The 24904-nt window shown below is 59.5% G+C and carries 23 protein-coding genes; 12 read left to right on the top strand and 11 right to left on the bottom strand.

Features of this window, described 5'->3' with window-relative positions:
- Positions 1 to 146 precede the first annotated feature (146 nt).
- Positions 147 to 1073, top strand: coding sequence for a transaldolase (gene tal, locus AC1Z1G_RS09595; RefSeq protein WP_483626674.1), 927 nt, complete (start codon positions 147 to 149; stop codon positions 1071 to 1073).
- Between the two features lie 157 nt (positions 1074 to 1230).
- Here the strand turns inward: tal and rssC are convergent, their stop codons facing one another.
- The gene (rssC, locus tag AC1Z1G_RS09590) at positions 1231 to 1713 is read right to left on the bottom strand and encodes an anti-sigma factor antagonist RssC (RefSeq protein WP_347905144.1); all 483 of its coding nucleotides are present in this window, start codon (positions 1711 to 1713) and stop codon (positions 1231 to 1233) included.
- A complete protein-coding gene (gene rssB, locus AC1Z1G_RS09585) occupies positions 1713 to 2894 on the bottom strand; it encodes a two-component system response regulator RssB (RefSeq protein ID WP_483626672.1) in 1182 nt (393 codons plus the stop codon). Before rssB ends, rssC begins: the two co-directional genes overlap by 1 nt.
- Positions 2895 to 3170: 276 nt before the next feature.
- Here rssB and AC1Z1G_RS09580 point away from each other — a divergent pair, with 276 nt between their 5' ends.
- Positions 3171 to 3470 carry a PilZ domain-containing protein gene (locus AC1Z1G_RS09580; protein ID WP_483626670.1) on the top strand — a complete coding sequence of 100 codons (300 nt, stop codon included), beginning with the start codon at positions 3171 to 3173 and terminating at the stop codon, positions 3468 to 3470.
- A gap of 60 nt (positions 3471 to 3530) precedes the next feature.
- Here the strand turns inward: AC1Z1G_RS09580 and AC1Z1G_RS09575 are convergent, their stop codons facing one another.
- Entirely contained in the window at positions 3531 to 4220 is a 690-nt protein-coding gene (locus AC1Z1G_RS09575) for an MlaA family lipoprotein (protein WP_483626668.1), read from the bottom strand.
- Between the two features lie 191 nt (positions 4221 to 4411).
- Between AC1Z1G_RS09575 and pcrP the strand changes: the two genes are divergently transcribed.
- Together pcrP and AC1Z1G_RS09565 are read left to right on the top strand one after the other, a co-directional pair.
- Positions 4412 to 5032 carry an HAD superfamily inactivated hydrolase PcrP gene (gene pcrP, locus AC1Z1G_RS09570; RefSeq protein ID WP_483626666.1) on the top strand — a complete coding sequence of 207 codons (621 nt, stop codon included), beginning with the start codon at positions 4412 to 4414 and terminating at the stop codon, positions 5030 to 5032.
- 109 nt (positions 5033 to 5141) lie between these two features.
- Positions 5142 to 5405 carry a DUF4404 family protein gene (locus AC1Z1G_RS09565; protein WP_347905138.1) on the top strand — a complete coding sequence of 88 codons (264 nt, stop codon included), beginning with the start codon at positions 5142 to 5144 and terminating at the stop codon, positions 5403 to 5405.
- Between the two features lie 163 nt (positions 5406 to 5568).
- On the opposite strand, the gene queF is transcribed toward AC1Z1G_RS09565, so the two are convergent.
- Together queF and copI are read right to left on the bottom strand one after the other, a co-directional pair.
- Positions 5569 to 6399: an NADPH-dependent 7-cyano-7-deazaguanine reductase QueF gene (gene queF / locus AC1Z1G_RS09560; RefSeq protein WP_483626663.1), complete on the bottom strand. Its 831-nt coding sequence runs from the start codon at positions 6397 to 6399 to the stop codon at positions 5569 to 5571.
- A 61-nt stretch (positions 6400 to 6460) separates the two neighbouring features.
- Positions 6461 to 7015 (bottom strand): copper-resistant cuproprotein CopI, encoded by a 555-nt coding sequence (copI, locus tag AC1Z1G_RS09555; protein ID WP_483626661.1) that lies wholly within the window; start codon positions 7013 to 7015, stop codon positions 6461 to 6463.
- 155 nt (positions 7016 to 7170) lie between these two features.
- Between copI and AC1Z1G_RS09550 the strand changes: the two genes are divergently transcribed.
- The 3 genes from AC1Z1G_RS09550 (at position 7171) to AC1Z1G_RS09540 (ending at position 9863) form a co-directional block, all read left to right on the top strand.
- Positions 7171 to 7851 carry a heavy metal response regulator transcription factor gene (locus tag AC1Z1G_RS09550; RefSeq protein WP_483626659.1) on the top strand — a complete coding sequence of 227 codons (681 nt, stop codon included), beginning with the start codon at positions 7171 to 7173 and terminating at the stop codon, positions 7849 to 7851.
- Positions 7851 to 9212 carry a heavy metal sensor histidine kinase gene (locus tag AC1Z1G_RS09545; protein WP_483626657.1) on the top strand — a complete coding sequence of 454 codons (1362 nt, stop codon included), beginning with the start codon at positions 7851 to 7853 and terminating at the stop codon, positions 9210 to 9212. Before AC1Z1G_RS09550 ends, AC1Z1G_RS09545 begins: the two co-directional genes overlap by 1 nt.
- Before the next feature lie 207 nt (positions 9213 to 9419).
- Complete coding sequence (locus AC1Z1G_RS09540) at positions 9420 to 9863, top strand: hypothetical protein (protein WP_483626655.1); 444 nt, start codon at positions 9420 to 9422, stop codon at positions 9861 to 9863.
- A 95-nt stretch (positions 9864 to 9958) separates the two neighbouring features.
- On the opposite strand, the gene AC1Z1G_RS09535 is transcribed toward AC1Z1G_RS09540, so the two are convergent.
- The 3 genes from AC1Z1G_RS09535 to AC1Z1G_RS09525 form a co-directional block, all read right to left on the bottom strand.
- Positions 9959 to 11203 (bottom strand): lipoprotein-releasing ABC transporter permease subunit, encoded by a 1245-nt coding sequence (locus AC1Z1G_RS09535; RefSeq protein ID WP_483626653.1) that lies wholly within the window; start codon positions 11201 to 11203, stop codon positions 9959 to 9961.
- Between the two features lie 64 nt (positions 11204 to 11267).
- Entirely contained in the window at positions 11268 to 11951 is a 684-nt protein-coding gene (lolD, locus tag AC1Z1G_RS09530; RefSeq protein WP_483626651.1) for a lipoprotein-releasing ABC transporter ATP-binding protein LolD, read from the bottom strand.
- A gap of 7 nt (positions 11952 to 11958) precedes the next feature.
- The gene (locus AC1Z1G_RS09525) at positions 11959 to 13209 is read right to left on the bottom strand and encodes a lipoprotein-releasing ABC transporter permease subunit (protein ID WP_483626649.1); all 1251 of its coding nucleotides are present in this window, start codon (positions 13207 to 13209) and stop codon (positions 11959 to 11961) included.
- A gap of 94 nt (positions 13210 to 13303) precedes the next feature.
- Between AC1Z1G_RS09525 and AC1Z1G_RS09520 the strand changes: the two genes are divergently transcribed.
- Together AC1Z1G_RS09520 and AC1Z1G_RS09515 are read left to right on the top strand one after the other, a co-directional pair.
- Positions 13304 to 13885 (top strand): PilZ domain-containing protein, encoded by a 582-nt coding sequence (locus AC1Z1G_RS09520; protein WP_483626647.1) that lies wholly within the window; start codon positions 13304 to 13306, stop codon positions 13883 to 13885.
- Positions 13886 to 13898: 13 nt separating this feature from the next.
- Positions 13899 to 14621, top strand: coding sequence for a glycerophosphodiester phosphodiesterase (locus tag AC1Z1G_RS09515; RefSeq protein ID WP_483626645.1), 723 nt, complete (start codon positions 13899 to 13901; stop codon positions 14619 to 14621).
- A 42-nt stretch (positions 14622 to 14663) separates the two neighbouring features.
- On the opposite strand, the gene sthA is transcribed toward AC1Z1G_RS09515, so the two are convergent.
- Both sthA and AC1Z1G_RS09505 read right to left on the bottom strand, forming a co-directional pair.
- The gene (sthA, locus tag AC1Z1G_RS09510) at positions 14664 to 16058 is read right to left on the bottom strand and encodes a Si-specific NAD(P)(+) transhydrogenase (RefSeq protein ID WP_347905127.1); all 1395 of its coding nucleotides are present in this window, start codon (positions 16056 to 16058) and stop codon (positions 14664 to 14666) included.
- Between the two features lie 211 nt (positions 16059 to 16269).
- On the bottom strand, positions 16270 to 17214 hold the full coding sequence (locus AC1Z1G_RS09505) for an FAD:protein FMN transferase (protein ID WP_483626643.1): 945 nt from the start codon (positions 17212 to 17214) through the stop codon (positions 16270 to 16272).
- A gap of 356 nt (positions 17215 to 17570) precedes the next feature.
- Between AC1Z1G_RS09505 and tcuC the strand changes: the two genes are divergently transcribed.
- On the top strand, positions 17571 to 18869 hold the full coding sequence (gene tcuC, locus AC1Z1G_RS09500) for a tricarballylate/proton symporter TcuC (RefSeq protein WP_483627792.1): 1299 nt from the start codon (positions 17571 to 17573) through the stop codon (positions 18867 to 18869).
- Positions 18870 to 19048: 179 nt separating this feature from the next.
- On the opposite strand, the gene AC1Z1G_RS09495 is transcribed toward tcuC, so the two are convergent.
- Positions 19049 to 20512: a glyceraldehyde-3-phosphate dehydrogenase gene (locus AC1Z1G_RS09495; RefSeq protein WP_483626641.1), complete on the bottom strand. Its 1464-nt coding sequence runs from the start codon at positions 20510 to 20512 to the stop codon at positions 19049 to 19051.
- Positions 20513 to 20875: 363 nt separating this feature from the next.
- On the opposite strand from AC1Z1G_RS09495, the gene mfd reads away from it, so the two are divergent.
- Both mfd and AC1Z1G_RS09485 read left to right on the top strand, forming a co-directional pair.
- Positions 20876 to 24325 carry a transcription-repair coupling factor gene (gene mfd, locus AC1Z1G_RS09490; RefSeq protein ID WP_483626639.1) on the top strand — a complete coding sequence of 1150 codons (3450 nt, stop codon included), beginning with the start codon at positions 20876 to 20878 and terminating at the stop codon, positions 24323 to 24325.
- 10 nt (positions 24326 to 24335) lie between these two features.
- Positions 24336 to 24902, top strand: a complete 567-nt coding sequence (locus tag AC1Z1G_RS09485; RefSeq protein WP_483626637.1) for a CsiV family protein — start codon at positions 24336 to 24338, stop codon at positions 24900 to 24902.
- Positions 24903 to 24904: the final 2 nt, after the last annotated feature.

Raw genomic sequence — 24904 nt, 5'->3', positions numbered from 1 at the left:
TGGCATCGTATTTAGCGGATAGCGCCGGGCCTTTCAAACAACTGTTCTCTGGTTGTTGCCGCCCCGGCCGTTGTTACGCATTTGCGCCCTTGAGTGGCTGTCAGCGCTCGGGTAATGTCAACAGACCCACAGGATAGAGCACGCTCATGACTTCCAAGCTGGAACAACTCAAACAATTCACCACCGTCGTGGCCGATACCGGCGACTTCGAGGCAATCGCTCGCGTTAAACCGGTGGATGCCACCACCAACCCTTCCCTGCTGCTCAAGGCTGCGGCCATTCCTGCTTATGCCGAGTTGCTGAACGCCAGTGTCCGCGACTGCAAGGGTGATGTCGGCCTGGCCAGCGACCGTTTTGGCGTCGCGGTGGGTCAGGAAATTCTGAAAGTGATTCCGGGACGCATCTCCACTGAAGTGGATGCGCGCCTGTCGTTTAACACCGATGCGATGTTGAAACGTGCGCATCGTCTGATTGAACTGTACGACAAGGCCGGCATTGGCCGCGACCGCGTGCTGATCAAGATCGCTTCCACCTGGGAAGGCATCCGCGCCGCCGAACAACTGGAGCGCGAAGGCATCCAGACCAACCTGACCCTGCTGTTCTCTTTCGCCCAGGCCGTTGCCTGTGCCGAGGCCGGGGTGTTCCTGATTTCGCCGTTCGTGGGCCGCATCTACGACTGGTACAAAAAAGCCAACGGCAACGATTACACCGGCTCAGATGATCCGGGCGTGCAGTCGGTGACGCGCATCTACAACTACTACAAGACCAATGACTACAAAACCGTGGTCATGGGCGCGAGCTTCCGTAATCTCAATCAGATCGAACAACTGGCCGGCTGTGATCGCCTGACCATCAGTCCGGACCTGATCGAGAAGCTGGCGGCCGACACCGGCAAGCTGGAACGCAAACTGACGCCAGGCCACACCGGCGAAGCGCGTCAGAGCCTGAACGAAGCGCAGTTTCGCTGGGCCTCGAACGAGGACGCCATGGCGACCGAGAAACTGGCCGAAGGTATTCGTCAGTTCGCTCGCGATCAGGAGAAGCTGGAAGCATTGTTGCAAGCCAAGCTGTGATTTGATTCTGCGTGATGCAAAAAGGGCGAACCCTGGTGGGTTCGCCCTTTTTTATGCGGTTTGGCGGCGGGAATTGAATGAGCTTCGCGCCAGTGCAACGACTGGCAGATCTGGCCCCTCGCGAGGGGGCCGGTGAGGCCCACACCCATTCAGCGGATCAGTGACGCTCCAGGGCGTTGACCAAGTCGTGGAACGCTTCGCGGTTGGAGTCGTTCAGGCCCATGAGGATCTTGTGCGCTTCAAGCACTTTGATCCGCACCACTTCTTCGGACTGATCCTGATCTGGCAGGTCGGTCAGGCATTCCGGGCACGGAACCGGGCGATCAACGATGTTGAACACCTGCTCAAAGCCCATGGACTCCAACAGACGGGTGATGTCTTCGTGGGTGGTGACGACGGTCGGCAGCAGGCCGACCTTTTGCCGCGACAGGATCGACAGTTTGGCCAGCAGGCCAAGGGTGGTGCTGTCAATGCTGCGGGTTTCGGTCAGATCGATCACGATCGCGTTGAAATTCAGCGCGCTGAAGATCTTGTCTATAGTCGCATCCAACGCCGAACACAGGGTCAGGCGAACTTCACCGACGAACTTCAGAACGAAGGTGCCGTCCTGCTCGGCGAACTGGATTCTACCGGTACTCATTAAAGATTCCTGCTCAACACCAACAGGGCGATATCATCCGGCATCTCCCCTAGCGTGGCCAATCCAAAAACCTGCCGCAGACCATCCAGGCTGCCGCCCGCCGACTTGACCCGTTCAGGCAAGGCAGCTTCTTTTTCTTTGAGTGTGGGTTCTGGCAAAAGGTCCAGAATACCATCGGACATCAGCGTCAGGCTGAACACCGGCGGCAGCTCCAGTACGTGGTCTTCGTAGGTGGCTTCATTGAACAAACCTACCGGCAAACCGCGCCCTTCCAGGTAACGCACACTGTCTGGCGTGTACAACACAGGCAACGGCAGGTGACCGCCGATGCTATAGGTCAACAAACCTGTCTCCTCGTCGATGACTCCACCGACCATCGTGACGTGTTTGCCCAGCTTACAGCTGATAAGGCCCCGGTTGATATGACCAAGGACTTCTGAAGGCTTGAATTCCGGCAAGGTGCCATTGCGCTTGGACTCGAACAACAAGCGCGTGGTCATGAACTTCAACAGTACCGTGACGAAGGCCGAGGACGCGCCATGCCCCGAAACGTCGGCCAGGTAGAAGGCTACCCGACGTTCATCGACCCGAAAGTAGTCCACAAAATCACCCGACAGGTACAGCGACGGGATGATCTGGTGTGCAAACTGGAACTCGTCGATGGTCCAAGGACTGACCGGCAGCATGTTCATCTGCACCTGGCGACCGGCGTTCTGGTCTTCCTGGAGCAGGTTCAGGCTGGCTTCGAGCTCGCGGTTGGCGGTTTCGAGCTTCTCGCGGTAACGCTGGTTTTCCAGCAGCAGGCGTGCGCGGTCCAAGGCCCGGCGCACCGAGTGCTCAAGCACGGCGAGGTCTTCAAGAGGTTTGATCAAGTAGTCCGCCGCACCCAGGCGCAAAGCCTCGACTGCGTCGTTCATCACGCCGGCACCCGACACCACGATCACCGGTGTTTGCGGCGCAATGTCGGTCACCTGACGAATGAGTTCGAGCCCGCCCATCTGCGGCATGCGCAGATCGCAGATCACCAAGTCGGGCTGGTTTTGCTCGAATACCTGAAGACCCTGTTGACCATTACTGGCCTGCAGGACGCTGAAGCCACTGTCTTCCAAATAGGCCGCGAGGCTCGCGCGCACTACTTCGTCGTCATCGATTATCAGCAGCGTGGCACTGGTTTTTTGCATGTGGGCAAACGGCGCCAGAATTAGGTTGGCGTAGCTGGCTGGGCGTTTGGCCCGGCGCACACTACTGGATTCGCTTTCTAGCCTCTCTGTTGCACTGCTTTCGAGCATTTGCCCTACACACAAGTTCATCAGAGGTGCCCTTCTAAGGCGCAGACGGTACTCCCATCCGCGGGGCGTTTCAAGCTCACGCCGATGGTCGCCTGACGTCTTTACATCGCAAATCACCGGGAGTTATAAGAACAGGCAAAACAGCAACACAATGGAAGGATCGAGCCCATGAGCCAAACCGATCGTGACTACAGTGAAAAGCGCGATTACATCCGCATGCGGGTTGATGCGGATGTCACGTTGATCCACGCCGGCGATTTGATTCCAGCCGTCTGCATCGACCTTTCCAGCAGCGGCATGCAGGTCCGGGCCACCCGCTCCTTCCAGGTCGGCGACCGCCTCAGTGTCCGCATCGACTCCGAGCATGCGGCCCTCAAAGGGCTGGAAGCCGAGACAGAAGTGGTCTGGATCAATCAGCAAAACGGTGGCGAGCAGAAACTTGGGCTTACAATCCTGAAGATGAATTGAGGATAAACAGAAACCAAGAAGGCGGCCCACGGGCCGCCTTCTTGTTATGCCGGTAACGATTTAAAAATCGTCTTCGACCTTGCCATCCTTGACCTTGAACTCGCGGTTTTGCAGGTAAGCATTGCGAATGAAGGTGTATTTGTCGCCGGTGATCAGCTTCTCGCTCGACAACAGGCTGGCACGGGTGTCGATCACGTCCATGCCGATGGCCATGTTGCGTGCCGGAATGTCGTTCATGTAACGGTAGGGTTCAGCATAGCTGTCGACGTACTTGGACGGCGCATCACGCACTGTGCTCGGGCCGAAGAACGGCAACATCACGTAAGGACCACTCGGCATGCCCCAATACCCCAGGGTCTGGCCAAAGTCTTCGTCGTTGCGTTGCAGGCCCATTTTGGTGCCCACATCAAAGAAACCCGCCACGCCGAGGGTGGTGTTCATCAGCAGGCGCGCAGTGTCTACGCCAGCCGCACGAGGCTTGGCCTGCAGAATGTCGTTGGCCAGGTTGCCGACATCACCGATGTTGCGGAACATGTTGTGGATGCCGTCTGAAAGAAACGTCGGCGTGATGAACTGATAGCCCTGCGCAAGGGGTTTCAAGGCGTAGGTGTCCAGCACGTCGTTGAACTTGTAGATTGGGCGATTGACGCTCTCCCAAGGGTCTTCTTCCGAAGCCGCCTGAGCCGCAAACGGAACCAGCAGTACGCTGGCACACATACATAGTCGAGCTAGACGATTGCTCCAGCGCATTGCACAAACTCCTTGGGTTGTACTGGCACGGGCTTCGGGGCCCGAGTGATTAGACCGCTAGTATAAGACGGATAAGCAATTTTAGGCAGCATCCCCGGAAACGCCCTACAACAAATCAGCCGCGCACGCAGTGGTTCACTCAACTGTCATCAGCAAGCCCTAGTCTGCTTGACTATTTCAGGGACGTTGAAATGCCCCAGGCCCAAGCGCTACGCGACACCCTGCCCGCACCGACCGCCGTACTCTTCGGCCTGAGTGGCTGCCTGGTGGATTTCGGCGCCCGCACCCGCCACAACAGTCACGAACCCGCTGAACACGCCCACCTGACACCGGGTGCTCTTGAGGCTCTCCATCAGCTACGGCATCAGGACATTCCCTGTGCCTGGCTGGACGAGCTACCTCACGCGCAAAGCCTGGCACTGGCGGCGTCACTGCCGGGCTGGATCACCGCCGCGCCCAACTCACTCGGCACCGAGCACTGGCCCTCGCCCCACGCTTGCTGGCAGGCGTTGATAGCGCTGAAGGTCAATCGCCTGGACGGTTGTGTACTGGTCAGCGGCGAACCACGACTGCTGCAATCGGGCCTTAACGCCGGGCTCTGGACCATTGGCCTGGCGTCTTGCGGCTCGCTGTGCGGACTGCCCCCCGCCGAGTGGCTGGCCCTGAGCCAACAGGAACGAGAGCACAAACGTGGCAAGGCAACCGTGCAACTGTTCAGCCTTGGCGTGCATTCTGTGATCGATCACCTGGGCGAATTGACGACGTGCCTGGCCGATATCGACCTGCGACGGCGCAAGGGCGAAAAGCCCTGATCGAGATCATGCACAGTGCCCGAGAGTGGATTAATCTAAAGGCCAGTCGTAGACCTTTGGTGCACCGCTGCGGTCTATGCCAGTGCCTCTTGATAAAAGGAAGAACGCCATGCCTGCCCGCGAACTGCAAGAACAGCTCAACACCCTGCGCGAGCAACTGGAGCAGAACCCACCGCTCTCGCAGGAAGAACGTGACCACCTGCAAGAACTGATGCAAAAGATTGACGCGCAAATCAAACTGGAAACCGCGACCCAGAACACCAGCCTCGCCGACGGTGTGAACCTGGCCGTGGAGCGCTTTGAAGTAGAACACCCTGCCCTGGCCGGAACATTGCGCAATATTGTGCAGACCCTGGGCAACATCGGGATCTGACCCCAAAATGCAAAAAGCCCTGCTAGCGGGGCTTTTTCGTTTTTTCAGCCTGAAATACGATTCCTTGTGGGAGCGGGCTTGCTCGCGAAGGCGGACTGACATTCAGTATCAATGTTGAATGTGATGGCCCCTTCGCGAGCAAGCCCGCTCCCACATTAGAGGTTTACTGGCGCACCAACCGATGGTTCGGCAACTGCACCGCTTCGGTGCTGCGATACGGGTTGATGTCCAGCCCGCCACGGCGCACGTAACGTGCATACACCGTCAGTTTTTCCGGCTTCAGCAAGCGTTGCAGGTCGAGGAAGATCCGCTCTACGCACTGCTCATGAAAATCGGAGTGCTGACGGAAGCTCACCAGATACGCCAGCAGGCTGGCGTGATCCAGCGCCGCGCCACGGTACTCGACTGCGACACTGCCCCAATCCGGCTGGCTGGTGACCGGGCAGTTGGATTTGAGCAAATGACTGTGCACGCTCTCTTCAACGATTCGCGAGTCGTCGCAACGCAGCAGTTCCGGGCGCGGATGCTCGTAGTTGCTGACGCTGATGTCCAGGTCATCAATACACACGCCGGGCAACGCCACCACACCTTCGGCCTGAACCTCGCTCAAACTGCGAATACGCACGCCCACCGGTTTGCCCGCAGCGGCCGACAGGTCTTTCACCAGTGTGGCTTCCAGGGTTTGGGTGTCGGCAAACGGCGTCTGGTTCAGCGAGTTCAGGTACAGCTTGAACGACTTCGATTCGATGATGTTCGGCGAATCTGCCGGAATGCTGAACTCACCGATGGCCACCACCGGCTTGCCCGACGGCAGCAACCAGGACAGTTCGAAGCAGTTCCAGAAGTCCACGCCCGTGTACGGCAGGGTGTCGGCCGTCAGGCCTAACTCGGCCCATTTTGCGGTGCGCGGAATCGGGAACAGCAAGGAGGGTGTGTACGTGGCGATGTATTCGCTGGATTTGCCCAGCGGCGAATGTTCGGCTGCGGGATGCATGGCGGAAACCTGACTGAAGAATCAGCGGATTCTATCAGCCTTTGCTCCCGCCTTTGAGTGCTTACTGACTGACTGTCAGTTTGCCGACCATCCCTGCCTGATAGTGGCCCGGGATGTTGCAGGCAAACTCCAGGTTGCTGGCCTTTTTGAAGGTCCAGGTCAGTTCGGCAGTTTTACCCGGCTCCACCAACACGCTGTTCGGATCATCGTGCTTCATGCTTGCGCCGTGATCCATGCCCGCCATCGGGCCGTGCCCCATGGCTGCATGATCCATAGGCGCTGCGCCGGTTTTCATGGCGGTCGGCGTCAACATGCCGCTCTCTTGCATCTTGAGCATTTCCTGCTGGTGCTCGGCGTGCATTTTCGCGTCACCCAGGTTGAACTCATGCAGCAACTGGCCTTTATTGATCAGGATAAAACGCACGGTCTCGCCCGCCTTGATCTCCAGTGCCTTGGGCGTGAACGACATATCGCCCATCACAATCTCGACCGTGCGCGTCGCCTTGGCCGCCGGCGCGGGTTGACCGAAAGCGTAGGTCTGCGCAGGGGACGCCCACACGGGAAAGCTCAACGCCAATAAACAGCCAGCAAGCGCCAGTCGATTACGCAAAAACATGATCACACTCCAACAAGATGAGGTTCAGCCTGTGGGAAACTCTAGTGCTGCGCCGCTGCCAGCGAGCTGACGGCCAGATTACAACTTTGTAAGGTTGAGCTGCATCACCGCCAGCCACGGTATAACGCATCTGTTCCACTAACCTCGAGTTGACCATGAAACTGCTGATCGTCGAAGACCAACCGAAAACCGGCCACTATCTGCGCCAGGGCCTGACCGAGGCTGGCTTCAATGCCGAGTTGGTGGCCGACGGCAGCACCGGCCAGCATCTGGCGCTGACGGGCGATTATGCGTTGCTGATTCTCGACGTGATGCTCCCCGGTCGCGACGGCTGGCAAATCCTGCAAGCCGTGCGTGGCGCCGGCCTGGATATCCCGGTGCTGTTTCTCACGGCCCGCGATGCCGTTGAAGACAGGGTCCACGGCCTGGAACTGGGCGCCGACGATTATCTGGTCAAACCTTTCGCCTTCTCCGAACTCCTCGCCCGCGTGCGCAGCCTGTTGCGACGCGGCAGCGCGACACCGCAGGAGACCAGCCTGCAACTGGCTGACTTGCGCCTGGACCTGATCCGCCGCCGGGTCGAGCGCAGCGGCCAGCGCATCGACCTGACCGCCAAGGAATTCGCCCTGCTGGAAATGCTCCTGCGCCGCCAGGGTGAAGTGTTGCCTAAATCGCTGATCGCGTCGCAAGTCTGGGACATGAATTTCGACAGTGACACCAATGTCATTGAAGTGGCGATCCGCCGTTTGCGGCTGAAGATTGACGATGACTTTCCCAACAAACTGATTCACACCGTGCGCGGCATGGGTTACGTGCTCGAAGAGCGTGCCGCCTGATGCGCCGAATATCCCTGAGCAGCCGCCTGGCTTTGCTGTTCGCCGCTTGCACCGCGGTAGTTTCATTGTTCGCCGGGGTGCTGTTCAGTCGAGCCAGCGAAGCGCATTTCATCGAACTCGACCAACAATTGCTCGACAGCAAACTGATCGCCTTGCGCAGTGCGTTGGCCGGGGCCGACAACCCGCAGTTGTTCGCGGAACGCAAAGCGCGGTTGCAGGATGAAATGAGTCATCAACCGGATTTGGCATTGCGGGTACGCGGCGCCGACGCTCGCGTCTGGTTCGACAGTGCAGCGAACCTGCCCCCCGACTTGCCCACCCTGCCCGGTCTCTATAGCGTGCAAAACGAGGGCATCGCGTATCGGGTCTACAGCGCCAGGCTTGAGCCCGCCAAAATAGACTCCGCGCAATTGGTGCTGATGCTCGACATCACTCACCATCAGCACTTCTTACAGCGCATGCAGCATTTGATCTGGTTGACGGTCGGCTTATCGGCGCTGGCCACCGCACTACTTGGGGCGTGGGCGGCACGCAGCGGTTTGCGGCCGCTACGGCGCATGAGCGAGGTCGCCGCCGGGGTGTCAGCCAACTCCCTGACGCAACGCTTGCCCGAAGATCAAATGCCCGCCGAACTCACCGAACTGGCCCACACCTTCAACGCCATGCTCGGACGCCTGGACGACTCGTTTCAACGGCTTTCAGCGTTTTCCGCCGACATCGCCCACGAGTTGCGCACCCCGCTGTCCAACCTGCTGACGCACACTCAGGTCACCCTCACCCGCCCACGCGACCTGGAGGATTACCGCGAGGCATTGCACAGCAACCTGGAGGAACTGCAATGGATGGCGCAGTTGGTGAACGACATGCTCTACCTGGCCAAGGCCGACCACGGATTGCTGGTCCCGAAGCGCGAGCCTTTGAAACTGTCGGATGAGGCGGATCTGCTGCTGGAGTTTTTCGCGCCACTGGCCGAAGACGCTCAGGTCAAACTGAGCCGGGAAGGCAGCGCCAACCTCTGCGGCGACCGCAGCATGTTGCGCCGCGCCCTTTCCAATCTGCTGGACAACGCCCTTCGATTTACCCCGCCCGATGGCGAAGTTTGCGTGCAGATTGTCGATCAGGCCAGCCGTGTGATCCTGGCGATAGAAAACACCGGCGAAGGGATCGATCAGGCGCTATTGCCACGCTTGTTCGACCGCTTCTACCGGGCCGATCCGGCACGCCGCGAAGGCAGCAGCGAACATGCCGGGCTGGGCCTGGCCATTACCCAATCGATCATCCGCGCCCATGGCGGGCAGATTCGCTGCGAGTCAGGCCCGACGCGGACACGCTTTGTGATCGAACTACCGGTGACAACGTAAACACCTTACGTGTTGAGAGAACAGAAAACATAACACCTGTGCACATAAGAACAGACTGCCTCCGACATGGATAAACATCGCGACTTACGCCTAGCCTATCAACTAACTTAAATACACCATTACAACTTCCCCGACTGAAATAAGACCACCCTTTCCCGATCCCTGATAATTTTGCGAACTCCTTCTCACACTAAATTGGTAATTATCATGGATGATAATACTCGGCAGGCCCCTATCGCATTCTCCCTGGATGAGGATGTATTCAACGCCAATCTTGGCGCACGTGGCACATTCGCCGATGACCGACCGCGCCTCTTTTTGAACGCAGGCAAAGAGCTGTTGCTGACCGCCACTCAAAACAATACGCAGGCACCCCACTCCCAGCAGTTCTACTTCAACCTTATCCCCAACATCGAAAGCGGCACACACCAGATCCCCGGCCCCACGATCAAAGGCGTCATCTATCAAGAGCGCCACAGAGGGGCCGCACAGGGAAAAGAGTGGGTGGTGTTCTCCGTGAGCGGCCAACTCACACTGGCCTGGGATCGTAAAAGAAAGCGCTTTAAAGCCACCTGCGCATTCATTGCCCACAACACCGAGAACGTGTCATTCCGCGGAACGGCCGCCATCGATGTTTTTTACAGCCACTGACCCACGATCAAACTTCCCTTGTGACTTTCTGACGCGCAAAAAAAGGACTTGTTTTCAACAAGTCCTTTTTTATATCGCCCAGTAACAAGCGTCTGTCAGGAGTAACGCAACGCGTGTGCCGGTTCGATCTTCGCGGCACGCCAGGCCGGGTAAACGGTGGCCAGGAAGCTCAGGACAAACCCTGCCGAGCAGATCAACAGCACGTCACCGCTTTGCAGCTCGGACGGCAAGTTGCTGACGAAGTAGACATCGGAGCTGAAGATGTGTTGCCCGCTGATGCGCTCCAGCCATCCCACCAGCTCACTCACGTTGAGCGCCGCGATCACGCCGAGGACACCACCGATCAGCGTGCCGACGATGCCGATCACCGTCCCCTGAACCATGAAGATCGCCATGATCTGTCGAGGCGAGGCACCGATGGTGCGCAGGATCGCGATGTCCGCGCCCTTGTCGTTCACCACCATGATCAGGGTCGCGATGATGTTGAACGCCGCTACTGCCACGATCATCAGCAGCAAAAGGCCGATCATGGTTTTTTCCATCTTCATCGCGCTGAACAGACTGCCCTGGGTATGGGTCCAGTCATCCGCCTTGAAGTCGGCACCGAGGCCGGTGGCGATGTCGTTCGACACCTTTGGCGCGGCGTAAAGATCCTTCACTGCCAGACGCACGCTTTGCACCTGGTTCGGTTCCCAGTGCTGCATGGCCGCCGCGTCGCCGACGTGAATCAGCGCCATGGAGCCGTCGAGTTCGGCGCCAACCTTAAACACACCGACCACGTTCAAGCGCTGCATCCGTGGCGTGATACCGCCCGGCGCGGTGCTGACTTCCGGCACGATGAGGGTGAGTTTGTCACCCACATTCAAGCGGAAGCGTCGCGCCGTGATCTCGCCGATCACCACGCCGAACTCACCCGGTTTCAGGTCATCCAGACGCCCCTGCACGATGTGCTGGGCGACGATGGAGACTTTGCCTTCCTGCGCCGGATCAACGCCGCTGATCTGGATCGGTTGCATCAGCCCCTTGTAGGAGAGCATGCCTTCCATTTCGGTGAACGGCACGGCCGCCGTCACTTCAGGATTTTTCATGGCCGCTGCCGCCACGGGCTGCCAATCGTCAATCGGCTTGACGCCAACGATGGTCGCGTGGGGCACCATGCCAAGGATGCGCGAGCTCATTTCGCGCTGAAAGCCGTTCATCACCGACAACACTACAATCATCGCCAGCACGCCCAGGGCGAGGCCGATCATCGAGGTCATCGAGATAAAGGAAACAAAGCGATTGCGGCGTTTGGCGCGGGTATAGCGCGTGCCGATAAAGATCGATAACGGTCTGAACATTCGCTGGGGCACCGTATAAAAATAAAAGACCCGGCAACCTCTTCAGGCACCGGGTTTCAACCCATCAGATGGGCGTCAGGTAACCTTCCTGCAAGTGCAGGACGCGGTCCATCTGCCGGGCCAGGTTCATGTCGTGGGTCACCACCAGGAACGCGGTGCGCATCGAGGTGCTGAGTTCCAGCATCAGGTCTTGAATGCCTTGGGCGGTGTGGGAGTCGAGATTGCCGGTCGGCTCATCGAGCATCACCAGGCCTGGCTTGTTGACCAGAGCACGGGCGATGGCCACACGCTGACGCTCACCGCCGGACAACTCGGCAGGCTTGTGTTCCAGGCGATGCCCCAGACCCACTCGCTCCAGCAATGCCGTGGCGCGCTGACGGGCTTCCGGGATCGCGGTGCGGCCAATCAGCAGTGGCATGCAGACGTTTTCCAGCGCAGTGAACTCAGGCAGCAAATGGTGGAACTGGTACACAAAACCCAGCGAACGATTGCGCAACTGGCCACGGGCCTTTTCGTTGAGCGCCGACAATTGCTCACCTGCCAGCCAGACGCTGCCCTTGGTCGGCGTGTCGAGACCGCCCAGCAGGTTGAGCAAGGTACTTTTGCCCGAACCCGAAGTGCCGACAATCGCCACCCGCTCACCCGGGTGCAACTCGAGTTGCAGACCGGCCAATACTTCCACCGACTCCGGGCCTTCCTCGTAGGATTTGCCCAGGTCACGGCAACTCAGGATTGCTTTATCACTCATGCCCAACTCACTCATAACGTAGCGCCTCCGCAGGCTGGGTGCGCGCGGCACGCCAGGCTGGATACAGGGTGGCGAGGAAACTCAGGACCAACGCGGCGCCGCAGACCATCAACACATCCCGGGCCTGCAACTGCGAGGGCAGGTAGTCGATGAAGTACACGTCGGCGTTAAGAAATTTGTGCCCGATCAGGCCTTCGAGGGCGGAAATCGCGGCACTGACATTCAGCGCGGCGAACATCCCGACCACCGCGCCAATCGCCGTGCCCACGACACCGATCACCGTACCCTGGACCATGAAGGTCGCCATGATGGTCCCCGGCGTGGCGCCAAGGGTGCGCAGGATCGCGATGTCGCCCTTCTTGTCGTTCACCACCATCACCAGCGTGGAAATGATGTTGAACGCGGCCACCGCAACAATCAGCAGCAACAACAGACCAATCATGGCTTTTTCCATGCGGATCGCCTGATACAGGTTGCCGTGGGTGCGGGTCCAGTCGCGAGCGTAGTAATGGTCTTCGCCAAGTTGCTGGGCGATGTTCCACGCGGTGCGCGGTGCCTGGAACAGGTCATCGAACTTGAGCCGCAGGCCTTGAACCTGATCCGGTTTCCAGCGATGCAGTTTCGCCAGATCCTGCAAGTTGGTCACGCCCAGGTAGCCGTCCAGTTCACCCGCGCCGACATGGAAAATCCCGACCACGGTAAAGCGCTTCATGCGCGGGAACATGCCGGCCGGCGTCACGGTGACTTCCGGGGCCACGAAGGTCAGCTTGTCGCCAACCCCCACGCCGAGCTTGGTGGCGGCCTTGTCACCGATCACGATGCCGAAGCTGCCGGGCGACAAGTCGTCCAGTTTGCCCTGCGTCATGAAGTTGTCGATGATCGAGACCTGCCGCTCCTGGGCCGGGTCGATGGCGTTGAGCAGGACTTTCTGCACCTGACCGTTATTGGTCAACAACCCCTGCATCTGGGTAAATGGCGCAACGGCCACCACCTGCGGGTTCTGCTTGACCTTGGCGGCGAGGCTTTGCCAGTCGCTGATGGCTTCACCGGACTCGATGGTCGCGTGGGGCACCATGCCCAGCACGCGGGTGCGCATCTCATGATCGAAGCCGTTCATGACCGACAGCACCACGATCATCACGACCACGCCAAGGGCGAGCCCGATCATCGAGGTCAGGGAAATGAATGACACAAAATGATTGCGACGCTTTGCACGGGTATAACGCGTGCCGATAAATACGAAGAGAGGTCTGAACATGTCGGGGCTTGTTCGGAGGGAAAAGGAACGTCCTTGTGGCGGGGGTCGATAACCAGCTTTACACTCAGACCACCGCCGCTACCATGGGTTCGCCATGTCGACATTAGATGAAGAAGATCGCCGCGAATACTACCGTATCGAGGACACGATCGCACTGGAAATTAGGCCCCTGTCTGCCCCCGAAGCCGCAGGCCAGGATGTGTTACAGGATGCTTCGCCGCTGTTCAATCTGCTCAGCGAACTGCACCTGAGCGAATTCGAGTCGCAGCACTTGCTGCGTCAGATCAGTGAGCGCGACCGAAACACGGCCGCCTACCTGAAAGTACTCAACAAACGCATCGACCTGCTCAGCCAGGTCGTCGCCCTGACCGTGCTCGGCCAGATCGGCGAGCCACAACCGGTGATTCTGTCCGAGGGCGGGATCGACTTCCAGCATCCGGCCCCCATCGCAGCCGGCGCTCACCTGTCGGTCAAACTCGTGCTGATGCCACAGGCGCTTGGCCTGTTGTTGCGGGCTCGCGTGACCCATTGCGACCGCAAGGGGGACGGCTACGACGTCGGCACCGAGTTCGAACACCTGGCCGATGCCCAACGGCAATTGCTGGCCCGCTACATCTTGCAGAAACAGGCACAAGAACGACGCCTGGCCCGCGAGCAAAACGAATCAGGCAATTAACTAAGGAAGAACCGTGACCCTCATCTACGGCCATCGCGGCGCCAAAGGCGAAGCACCGGAAAACACCCTGGCCAGTTTCCAGCAATGCCTCAAGCATGGGGTGCGCCGCTGTGAACTGGACCTGCACCTGTCCATGGACGGCGAGTTGATGGTCATCCATGACCCGACGCTCAAGCGCACCACCGAGCGTCGCGGCAAAGTGGTCGAACACTCGGCAGCGGACCTCGTCACCTATGATGCCCGCAAGGGCGGCCCGGGCTGGATCACGCCCTGCCCAATTCCACGCCTGGAAGAATTGTTCGAGAAGTGCGATTTCGATCACTGGCAGCTTGAGGTCAAGAGCGCCTCACGGGTGCGGGCAGCGACAACCGTGCTGGCGATCAGGGAAATGGCCCAACGCTTTGGCATGCTGGACAAGGTCACCATCACCTCAAGCTCAAGGGAAGTCCTGAAAGCCGCCCTGGACCTGGTGCCCGACGTGTCCCGCGGGCTGGTAGCCGAATACGCCTGGCTCGACCCGCTAAAGGTCGCGCAAAGTTATGGCTGTGGGATGCTCGCGCTGAACTGGACCCTGTGTACGCCGGAACGCCTGCAGAAGGCGCAGCGTCAAGGGCTGCATGTGTCGGTGTGGACAGTCAACGAACCTGCGCTGATGCGCAGGCTCGCTGATTTCGGCGTTGACAGCCTGATTACAGACTTTCCCGGTTTGGCCACTGCCACCCTCGAGAATTGCTGAAATCGGTCTCCCCGGCCGGCTCAGGCCACCGGCCGGAGCCGCTCAAAAAAGCCGGTTGAGACCGTCGTAGGCCGCGACCCGATAGGCTTCGGCCATGGTCGGGTAGTTGAACGTGGTGTTGACGAAGTACTTCAACGTGTTCAGCTCACCCGGCTGGTTCATGATGGCCTGGCCAATGTGAACGATCTCCGACGCCTGATAGCCGAAGCAATGCACGCCCAGGACTGCCAGCGTTTCGCGGTGGAACAGGATCTTCAGCATGCCTTGCGGCTCACCGGCAATCTGCGCTCGCGCCATGCTCTTGAAAAACGCCTTGCCGACTTCATACGGCACTTTGGCCTGGGTCAGCTCTTGCTCGTTCTTGCCGATCGAACTGATCTCCGGAATGGTGTAGATCCCGGTCGGTACGTCGTTGACGAAGCGCCAGCTGCCATTATCGACAATGCTGCCAGCGGCCGAACGGCCCTGGTCATGGGCGGCACTGGCCAGGCTCGGCCAACCAATCACGTCACCGGCACCGTAGATGTTCGGTACGCAAGTGCGGTAGTTCTCGTCGACTTCGATCTGGCCACGGCTGTTGACCTTCACGCCGATGTTTTCCAGACCCAGCGCGTCGGTATTACCGGTACGGCCGTTGCACCAGAGCAAGGCATCGGCCTTGATCTTCTTGCCGGACTTGAGGTGCAGGATCACGCCGTTGTCCACGCCTTCAACCCGATCGTAATCTTCGTTGTGGCGCACAGTGATGTTGTTGTTGCTGAAGTGATAGCTCAGCGCCTGGGAGATTTCCGAATCGAGGAAGCTCAGCAACTGACCGCGGTTGTCCACCAGCTCCACCAGCACACCCAGACCACTGAAGATCGAGGCGTACTCGCAACCGATCACGCCAGCGCCGTAAACAATCAGTTTGCGCGGGGTGTGGCCGAGGCTGAGGATGGTGTCGCTATCGTAGATACGCGGGTGGTGGAAATCGATATCAGCCGGACGATACGGACGCGAGCCGGTGGCGATGATGATGTGCTTGGCTACCAGTTTTTCGACTACGCCGTTGGCGCAGACCACTTCGACGGTTTGCTCGTCTGCAAAGCTGCCGGTGCCGAAGAACACGTCAACGCGGTTGCGGGCATAGTAGCCAGTGCGCGACGCAACTTGTTTGGAAATGACTTTTTCTGCGCTTTTCAGCACGTCCGGGAACGAGAACCAGCGCGGTTCACCAATGGCCCGGAACATCGGGTTGGTGTTGAACTGCATGATCTGCCGGACCGAGTGACGCAAGGCCTTGGACGGGATAGTGCCCAGGTGGGTGCAGTTGCCGCCGACCTGACGACGACTATCGACCATCGCCACCTTGCGCCCTGCTTTGGCGGCATTCATTGCCGCGCCCTCTCCCGCCGGGCCTGAACCCAATACCACCACGTCGTAGTTGTAGACAGCCATGCGTACTCCTCAGAACAGGCCACGGCACCCCGTTGGCACCTGCGGCTAAATCATGCCGGCCTTGCGGCATGAAGGAACAATTTTGGGGTCAGTCGAAAACCCAGGAACAGTCTATAGAAGCGTCAACGCCGCGCACATTAACCCTTGGTCGCGTCGTAGGCTAGTTTTGCCTGCACTACAGCGCCAGCAATCTGTGCCAACAACCCCGTACTCACTCGGTTTTTCCGGCGCTCAAACGCTCAAAAACCGGGGTGGTCCGTGTGACGAAACCTGTGTCGGTGCGAATCACGAAAAACGCACCGACACCGTGTTTCTCTGCATAGTCCCAGCCGCGCTCCGGGCCAAGAATCAGCAACAGCGTCGATAAGCCATCGGCCATCAGCGTCGAAGGATGAATCACCGTCACCGACGCCAGGTTATGAGTGATTGGTGCACCAGCCCCGGCATCGAAGGTGTGGGAGTAACGCCGCCCGTCCTGCTCGAAATAGTTGCGATAATCCCCCGAGGTCGAAACGCCGTAGCCATCCACCGCGATCACCCGCTCGATGACCTGCTGATCGTCGCGCGGTTCCTCCAGCGCAATCTTCCAGGGCGAGCCGTCGAGTTTTTTGCCGACGGCCTTGAGTTCGCCCGTGGCCTCGGCCAGGAAGCTGTCGATGCCCATCGCCTGTAACTTCGCGGCAATCTGGTCAACCGTATACCCGGCGGCGATGCTGTCGAAGTCGACCTCGACCGGCGCATCCTTGCACAGTTGATCGCCTTCGATCCGCAAATGAGCATGGCCCACTCGCTGCCGAACCTGAGCCAATGCCTCGGCGCTCGGGACTTTTTCAGCACGACCTTGCGGCCCGAAGCCCCAGAGATTCATCAGCGGCTCCACGGTCAGATCGTAGGAGCCGTCGCTTTGTACTGAGAGTTGCTCGCCAACCCGGATCAATTCGAGGACCGGCGCGGGCATTGCCTGACACCGGTTGGCGGGTAAATTGTTGAAGCGCTCAATGTCCGAGTCACTGCGATAAGTGGACATCTGCCGGTCGACATCCGCGAGGATCTTTTCGACCTGGACGCGGACATCGGCGGGCGCGGGAAGACCGGCATGACGCACGTATTTGATCGAATAGCTGCTGCCCATCGTCGGGCCACCGAAGCTTTCCATAGAGTCGCCGTTGCCGCAGCCGCAGAGGCTGCCTATCAATACAACAAGACTCCACAGCTGCCACTTCAACAAATCCCGCACCCTCTGAACAATCCCCTGACACAACGCCAAGGCCAGCCATTATGCGATAGAACGGTGGGCGCGGCGTTGCCCACACGCTTTTAGTGCTCTCTAGCCAAAATTGCTGCCGCGTAATAGAAAAAACGTTTAAGAAGCATCCTATCAAGTTGTTGCCTATCGATCTTCATACACATATTGTTACAACCACGTTTGCCGAGGGAGCCTGCCCTCATGGGCGGCGAGGACGCGTCTAAATCATGGATTTCCAACAAGACAGCCAAAGTGAGTACGTTCAAATGTCCTCAAGCACGGGCAAAGGCAAGGCGATCTTTCGCGTTGTCAGCGGTAACTTTCTGGAGATGTTCGACTTCATGGTCTACGGCTTCTACGCCACGGCCATCGCCAAAACCTTCTTTCCTGCCGACAGTGCATTCGCTTCCCTGATGCTAGCGCTGGCCACCTTCGGTGCCGGCTTCCTGATGCGCCCGCTGGGCGCAATCTTCCTCGGCGCCTACATCGACCGCCACGGTCGCCGTAAAGGCCTGATTATCACCCTCGCCCTGATGGCGGCCGGCACCGTGCTGATTGCCTGCGTGCCGGGCTATGCAACCCTGGGCGTTGCGGCGCCGCTGATCGTGCTGTTCGGCCGCTTGCTGCAAGGCTTCTCTGCTGGCGTGGAACTGGGCGGCGTTTCGGTTTACCTGGCCGAAATCGCAACACCGGGCCGCAAGGGTTTCTTCGTCAGTTGGCAGTCTGCAAGCCAGCAAGCCGCCGTGGTGTTTGCCGGTTTGCTCGGCGTGGGTCTCAACCATTGGCTCAGCCCTGAACAAATGGGCGAATGGGGCTGGCGCGTACCGTTCCTGATCGGCTGCATGATCGTGCCGGTGATTTTCGTGATTCGGCGTTCACTGGAAGAAACCCCTGAATTCCAGGCCCGCAAACATCGCCCAAGCTTGCGGGACATTGTCCGTTCGATCACTCAGAACTTCGGTATCGTCCTGGCCGGCATGGCGCTGGTGGTGATGACCACCGTGTCGTTCTACCTGATCACGGCCTACACCCCGACCTTTGGCAAAGCCGAACTGCACCTGTCGGACTTCGACGCGCTGTTGGTGACGGTATGCATTGGCCTGTCGAACTTCTTCTGGCTGCCGGTGATGGGGTCGCTGTCCGACAAAATCGGCCGTAAACCGCTGCTGCTGACAGCGACTGTCCTGGCGATCCTGACGGCTTATCCGGCGCTGTCGTGGCTGGTGGCCAACCCGAGTTTCAGCCATCTGCTGATCGTCGAGTTGTGGCTGTCGTTCCTCTACGGCTCGTACAACGGCGCGATGGTCGTGGCCCTGACCGAAATCATGCCGATTGAAGTGCGCACCACCGGTTTCTCCCTCGCCTACAGCCTGGCGACTGCGACCTTCGGCGGCTTTACGCCAGCAGCGTGCACGTACCTGATCCATGTGCTGGACAACAAGGCTGCTCCGGGGATCTGGCTCAGCGGTGCGGCGGTGCTGGGGCTGATTGCGACGCTGGTGCTGTTCCGTGGCAACAAGCATGAGCTGCGCACTGCGCAGGCAGCTGTAGTCGGCGGCGCCTGATAGATCGCCTTCGCGAGCAAGCCCGCTCCCACATTGGATTTGTGAACGCCACAGATCAAATGTGGGAGCGGGCTTGCTCGCGAAGAGGAAGGCGCAAACAACACATCTGGAAACTGACAAATCGCACAAACAAAAACGCCCCGATCATTGATCGGGGCGTTTTCATTTACCGCTAAGGCTTAGCGCGGGAATGCTGGCGGGTTTACACCGGCCATGTCTTCCATCACGCGAACAACCTGGCAGCTGTAACCGAATTCGTTGTCGTACCAGACGTACAGAACAACGCGGTTGTCTTGGCAGATGGTCGCTTCAGCATCCACGACGCCTGCGTGACGCGAGCCAACGAAGTCGGTGGACACCACTTCCTGCGAGTTGACGAAGTCGATTTGCTTATGCAGATCGGAGTGCAGCGCCATGTAGCGCAGGTACTCGTTCATCTCTTCACGGGTAGCGGCTTTCTCAAGGTTCAGATTGAGAATGGCCATCGACACGTTAGGCGTCGGAACGCGGATCGCGTTACCGGTCAGCTTGCCGGCCAGCTCAGGCAGGGCCTTGGCAGCAGCGGTGGCAGCACCGGTCTCGGTGATAACCATGTTCAGTGCGGCGCTACGGCCACGGCGATCGCCCTTGTGGAAGTTGTCGATCAGGTTCTGGTCGTTGGTGTACGAGTGAACCGTTTCAACGTGACCGTTGACGATACCGAACTTGTCATTGACAGCCTTGAGCACCGGCACGATGGCGTTGGTGGTGCAAGAGGCCGCGGACACGATCTTGTCGTCAGCCGTGATTTCGCCGTGGTTGATGCCGTGAACGATGTTCTTCAGCTTGCCTTTGCCAGGCGCGGTCAGAACAACGCGGTCGATACCCGGGCAGGCCAGGTGCTGGCCCAGGCCGTCGGCGTCACGCCATACACCGGTGTTGTCCACCAGCAGTGCGTTTTTGATGCCGTACTGGGTGTAGTCCACCTCTGTCGGGTTCTTCGCGTAGATCACCTGGATCAGGTTACCGTTGGCGGTGATGGTGTTGTTTTCTTCGTCGATGGTGATGGTGCCGTTGAACGAACCATGCACCGAATCGCGACGCAGCAGGCTGGCGCGTTTGGTCAGGTCGTTGTCGGCGCCTTTGCGCACCACGATGGCACGCAGACGCAGGCCGTCGCCACCACCGGTTTTTTCGATCAGGATGCGCGCCAGCAGACGGCCGATGCGACCGAAGCCGTACAGCACAACGTCGGTGCCTTTACGCGCTGAAGCGTTTTGCTGGCCAACCACGTCAGCCATTTCTTCACGGACGAACTGCTCTGCAGTGCGGCCATTGCTTTCGACGCGGAATTTGAACGCCAACTTGCCCAAGTCTACCGAAGCCGCGCCGAGCTTGAGCTCGCTCATGGCTTTAAGCAGAGGGAATGTTTCGTGGACGGAGAGTTCGCTATCGTCGCAAGAACGATGGCGAGCAAAGCGGTGCGCTTTGAGAATCGCGATGACAGACTGGTTGATCAGGCTGCGGCCATAGATCGAGCTCACCACGTTGTTATTGCGGTAGAGCTGACCGATAAGCGGAATCATCGCTTCTGCGAGTGCTTCACGGTCGATCCATTCACCAAGACACTGGTCGGGCTTCTGAGTCACGGGAACCTTCCACATGTAGGGGCAGAAAAAAGGGGCTACATTATGCCGCCGAGTGCCTCCCGTAGCAATGCGCGCCTGTCGTACGGACCGTAACAAAATTCTGTTTAAAAAAAACACGCCGCTCTAAAGCCCAATAAAACCGGGGCCTCCAGCGCAGTCGATTTTTCGGACCTGACACCGACTTGTCCGTAACCATCCGTAACACCCACCCATTCTGGCACTACATATTCAGCAAAAAACCCCAAAAAACCACCTGTTTTTGTCTTTACCACTACATTTCGCCAAACCCGTGTATTAGACACAGTCTGCAACTGACAGCCGGCACCCGGGGCCGTTACAATCACCGACTTTGTCGCAACGCTTGGAGCTCAACCTTCCGTGCCCGTTCTGCGTCTACCGCTTCTCCCTGCCGCGGCAGGTAAACAGCACTGGGGCAACCTGCCCGGTGCCGCCCTGAGCCTGGCCATTGCCGAGGCCGCCAGCGCTGCCAAGCGCTTTACCCTACTGCTGACCGCCGACAGCCAAAGCGCCGAACGGCTGGAACAGGAGCTGAGTTTCTTCGCCCCGGATTTGCCCGTGCTGCATTTCCCGGACTGGGAAACCCTGCCCTACGACCTGTTTTCGCCGCACCAGGACATCATTTCCCAGCGCATCGCCAGCCTCTACCGGCTGCCAGAGCTGAGCCATGGCGTTTTGGTCGTGCCGATCACCACCGCCCTGCATCGCCTGGCGCCGACCAGGTTCCTGCTCGGCAGCAGCCTGGTGCTGGACATCGGCCAGAAGCTCGATGTCGAGCAAATGCGCACGCGGCTGGAGGCCAGCGGCTATCGTTGCGTCGACACGGTTTATGAGCACGGCGAATTTGCGGTGCGCGGTGCGCTGATCGACCTGTTCCCGATGGGCAGCAAACTGCCCTACCGCATCGACCTGTTCGATGACGAAATCGAGACCCTGCGCACCTTCGACCCGGAAAACCAGCGCTCGATCGACAAAGTCGAGTCGGTTCGACTGTTGCCCGCCAAAGAATTCCCGCTGCAAAAAGAAGCCGTCACCCGCTTCAAGGCGCGTTTTCGCGAGCGCTTCGATGTCGATTTCCGACGCTGCCCGATCTTCCAGGACCTGAGCAGCGGCATTACCCCGGCCGGTATCGAGTACTACCTGCCGCTGTTTTTCGAAGAAACCTCCACGCTGTTCGACTACCTGCCCCAGGACACCCAAGTGTTCTCTTTGCCGGGCATCGAGCAAGCGGCGGAAAACTTCTGGAACGATGTGCGCAACCGTTATGAAGAGCGGCGCATCGACCCGTCGCGGCCGTTGCTGCCACCGGCAGAACTGTTCCTCCCGGTAGAAGACTGCTTTGCGCGCCTCAAGAGCTGGCCGCGTGTGGTTGCCAGCCAACAGGACGTCGAAACCGGCGTCGGCCGTGAACGCTTTCCGGCCAAGCCTCTGCCAAACCTGGCCATCGAAGCCAAGGCCACCGCGCCACTGGCCGCCTTGTCGGGCTTCCTTGACGAATTCCCCGGCCGCGTACTGTTCACCGCCGAATCGGCCGGTCGCCGCGAGGTGCTGCTGGAACTGCTGGAACGCCTGAAGCTGCGGCCGAAAACCGTCGACAGCTGGCCAGACTTCGTCGCCAGCAAAGAACGCCTGGCAATCACCATTGCACCGCTGGACGAAGGCCTGGTACTCGACGATCCCGCGCTGGCGCTGATCGCCGAAAGCCCGCTGTTCGGTCAGCGCGTGATGCAGCGTCGTCGCCGCGAGAAACGCGCCGATGCCAACAACGACGCCGTCATCAAGAACCTCACCGAACTGCGCGAAGGCGCGCCGGTGGTGCACATCGATCATGGTGTCGGCCGTTATCTGGGCCTCGCCACGCTGGAAATCGACAACCAGGCCGCCGAGTTCCTGACCCTCGAATACGCCGAGGGTGCCAAGCTTTATGTGCCCGTGGCCAACCTGCACTTGATCGCCCGCTATACCGGCAGCGACGATGCGCTCGCGCCGCTGCACCGCCTCGGCTCCGAGACCTGGCAGAAAGCCAAGCGCAAAGCCGCCGAGCAGGTACGGGACGTCGCCGCCGAACTGCTCGACATCTATGCCCGCCGCGCCGCCCGCGAAGGTTACGCCTTCGCCGACCCGAAGGCCGATTACGCCACCTTCAGCGCCGGCTTCCCGTTCGAAGAAACCCCGGACCAGCAAACCACCATCGAAGCGGTGCGCGAGGACATGCTCGCCCCCAAACCGATGGACCGATTGGTGTGCGGCGACGTGGGTTTCGGCAAGACCGAAGTGGCGATGCGCGCGGCATTCATTGCCGTGCACGGCGGACGTCAGGTAGCGATCCTGGTGCCGACCACCCTGCTCGCCCAACAGCACTACAACAGCTTCCGCGACCGCTTCGCCGACTGGCCGGTGACCGTGGAAGTGATGAGCCGCTTCAAGTCGACCAAGGAAGTGAATGCCGCCGTGGCGGACCTGGCCGAAGGCAAGATCGACATCGTCATCGGCACCCACAAACTGCTGCAAGACGACGTAAAAATCAAAAACCTGGGGCTGGTGATCATCGACGAAGAACACCGCTTTGGTGTCCGTCAGAAAGAACAGCTCAAGGCGTTGCGCAGTGAAGTCGACATCCTGACCCTGACCGCTACGCCGATTCCGCGCACGCTGAACATGGCCGTGTCGGGCATGCGCGACCTGTCGATCATTGCCACGCCGCCGGCGCGTCGCTTGTCGGTGCGCACCTTCGTCATGGAGCAGAACAAAAGCACCGTCAAGGAAGCCCTGCTGCGTGAGCTGCTGCGCGGGGGCCAGGTCTACTACCTGCACAACGACGTAAAAACCATCGAGAAATGCGCCGCCGACCTCGCCGAACTGGTCCCGGAAGCACGGATCGGCATCGGCCACGGGCAGATGCGCGAACGTGAACTCGAACAGGTGATGAGCGACTTCTACCACAAGCGCTTCAACGTGCTGATCGCCTCGACCATCATCGAGACCGGCATCGACGTGCCGAGCGCCAACACCATCATCATCGAGCGTGCCGACAAGTTCGGCCTCGCGCAGTTGCACCAGTTACGCGGCCGCGTGGGTCGCAGCCACCACCAGGCGTACGCTTACCTGCTGACACCACCGCGCCAGCAAATCACCCCGGACGCAGAAAAGCGCCTGGAAGCCATCGCCAACACCCAGGACCTGGGCGCCGGTTTCGTGCTGGCCACCAACGATCTGGAAATCCGTGGCGCCGGCGAATTGCTGGGCGACGGTCAGAGCGGGCAGATTCAGGCCGTCGGCTTCACGCTGTACATGGAAATGCTCGAACGCGCGGTGAAGTCGATCCGCAAGGGCGAACAACCAAACCTCGACCAACCGCTGGGCGGTGGCCCGGAAATCGACCTGCGCTTGCCCGCGTTGATTCCGGAAGACTACTTGCCGGACGTCCATGCGCGGTTGATCCTCTACAAACGCATCGCCTCGGCCACCGACGAGGACGGCCTCAAAGACCTGCAAGTGGAGATGATCGACCGCTTCGGCCTGTTGCCGGAACCGACCAAGAACCTGGTGCGCATGACCCTGCTGAAATTGCAGGCCGAGCAACTGGGCATCAAGAAGGTCGACGGGGGCCCACAAGGCGGTCGCGTAGAGTTCGGCGCGCAAACACCGGTCGACCCACTGGTGCTGATCAAACTGATTCAGGGCCAGCCCAACCGCTACAAATTCGAAGGTGCCACGGTGTTCAAGTTCATGGTGCCGATGGAGCGCCCGGAAGAACGCTTTAATACTGTTGAGGCGCTGTTTGAACGCCTCACCCCAAAAACTGCTTGAAGGACGCCGAATGCGCCTGTTTCGCTCACTGACCTTGCTCCTGACCCTGGTCGCCCCAACGGCATTTGCCGACAGCCTGTATCAGGTTGAAATGATTCTGGTCCGGCAAAATGCCGTGCCCGCCATCATCAGCCGCGCCGCGCCGGAAGACTGGGCCGCAGGTGCACGCCCGGTCACCGCCGACAGCCTGCGCACGCCAAGCCTCAACGCCGAAGCGGAGAAACTGCGCGCCAACCCCGATTACACGGTATTGCTGCACAAGGCCTGGCAGCAGAACCTGGGGGAAGACGCCAGCAAAGTGTCGATCAGTGACGGCCAGGAGCAATTCGGCCAGTTCCCGATCGAGGGTACGCTGAACCTGAAACTGGGTCGCTTCACCGACGTCGACGCCGACTTCTGGGTCAATCAGATCAACAGCAACGGCTTGGTCACGGCCAGCGAACGCCTGAAACAGGAAAGCCACACCAAGAACGGTCAGTTGAACTTCCTCGACAACGGCCACCTGGGCCTGCTGATCAAGATCACATCATTGACTGCCCCCGCGCCGCGCCAAGCTCCTGATGTCATACCGGACTGAAT

Source organism: Pseudomonas sp. JL27(2026), from assembly GCF_056933555.1.
This window is presented reverse-complemented; position numbering and strand designations above follow the sequence as displayed.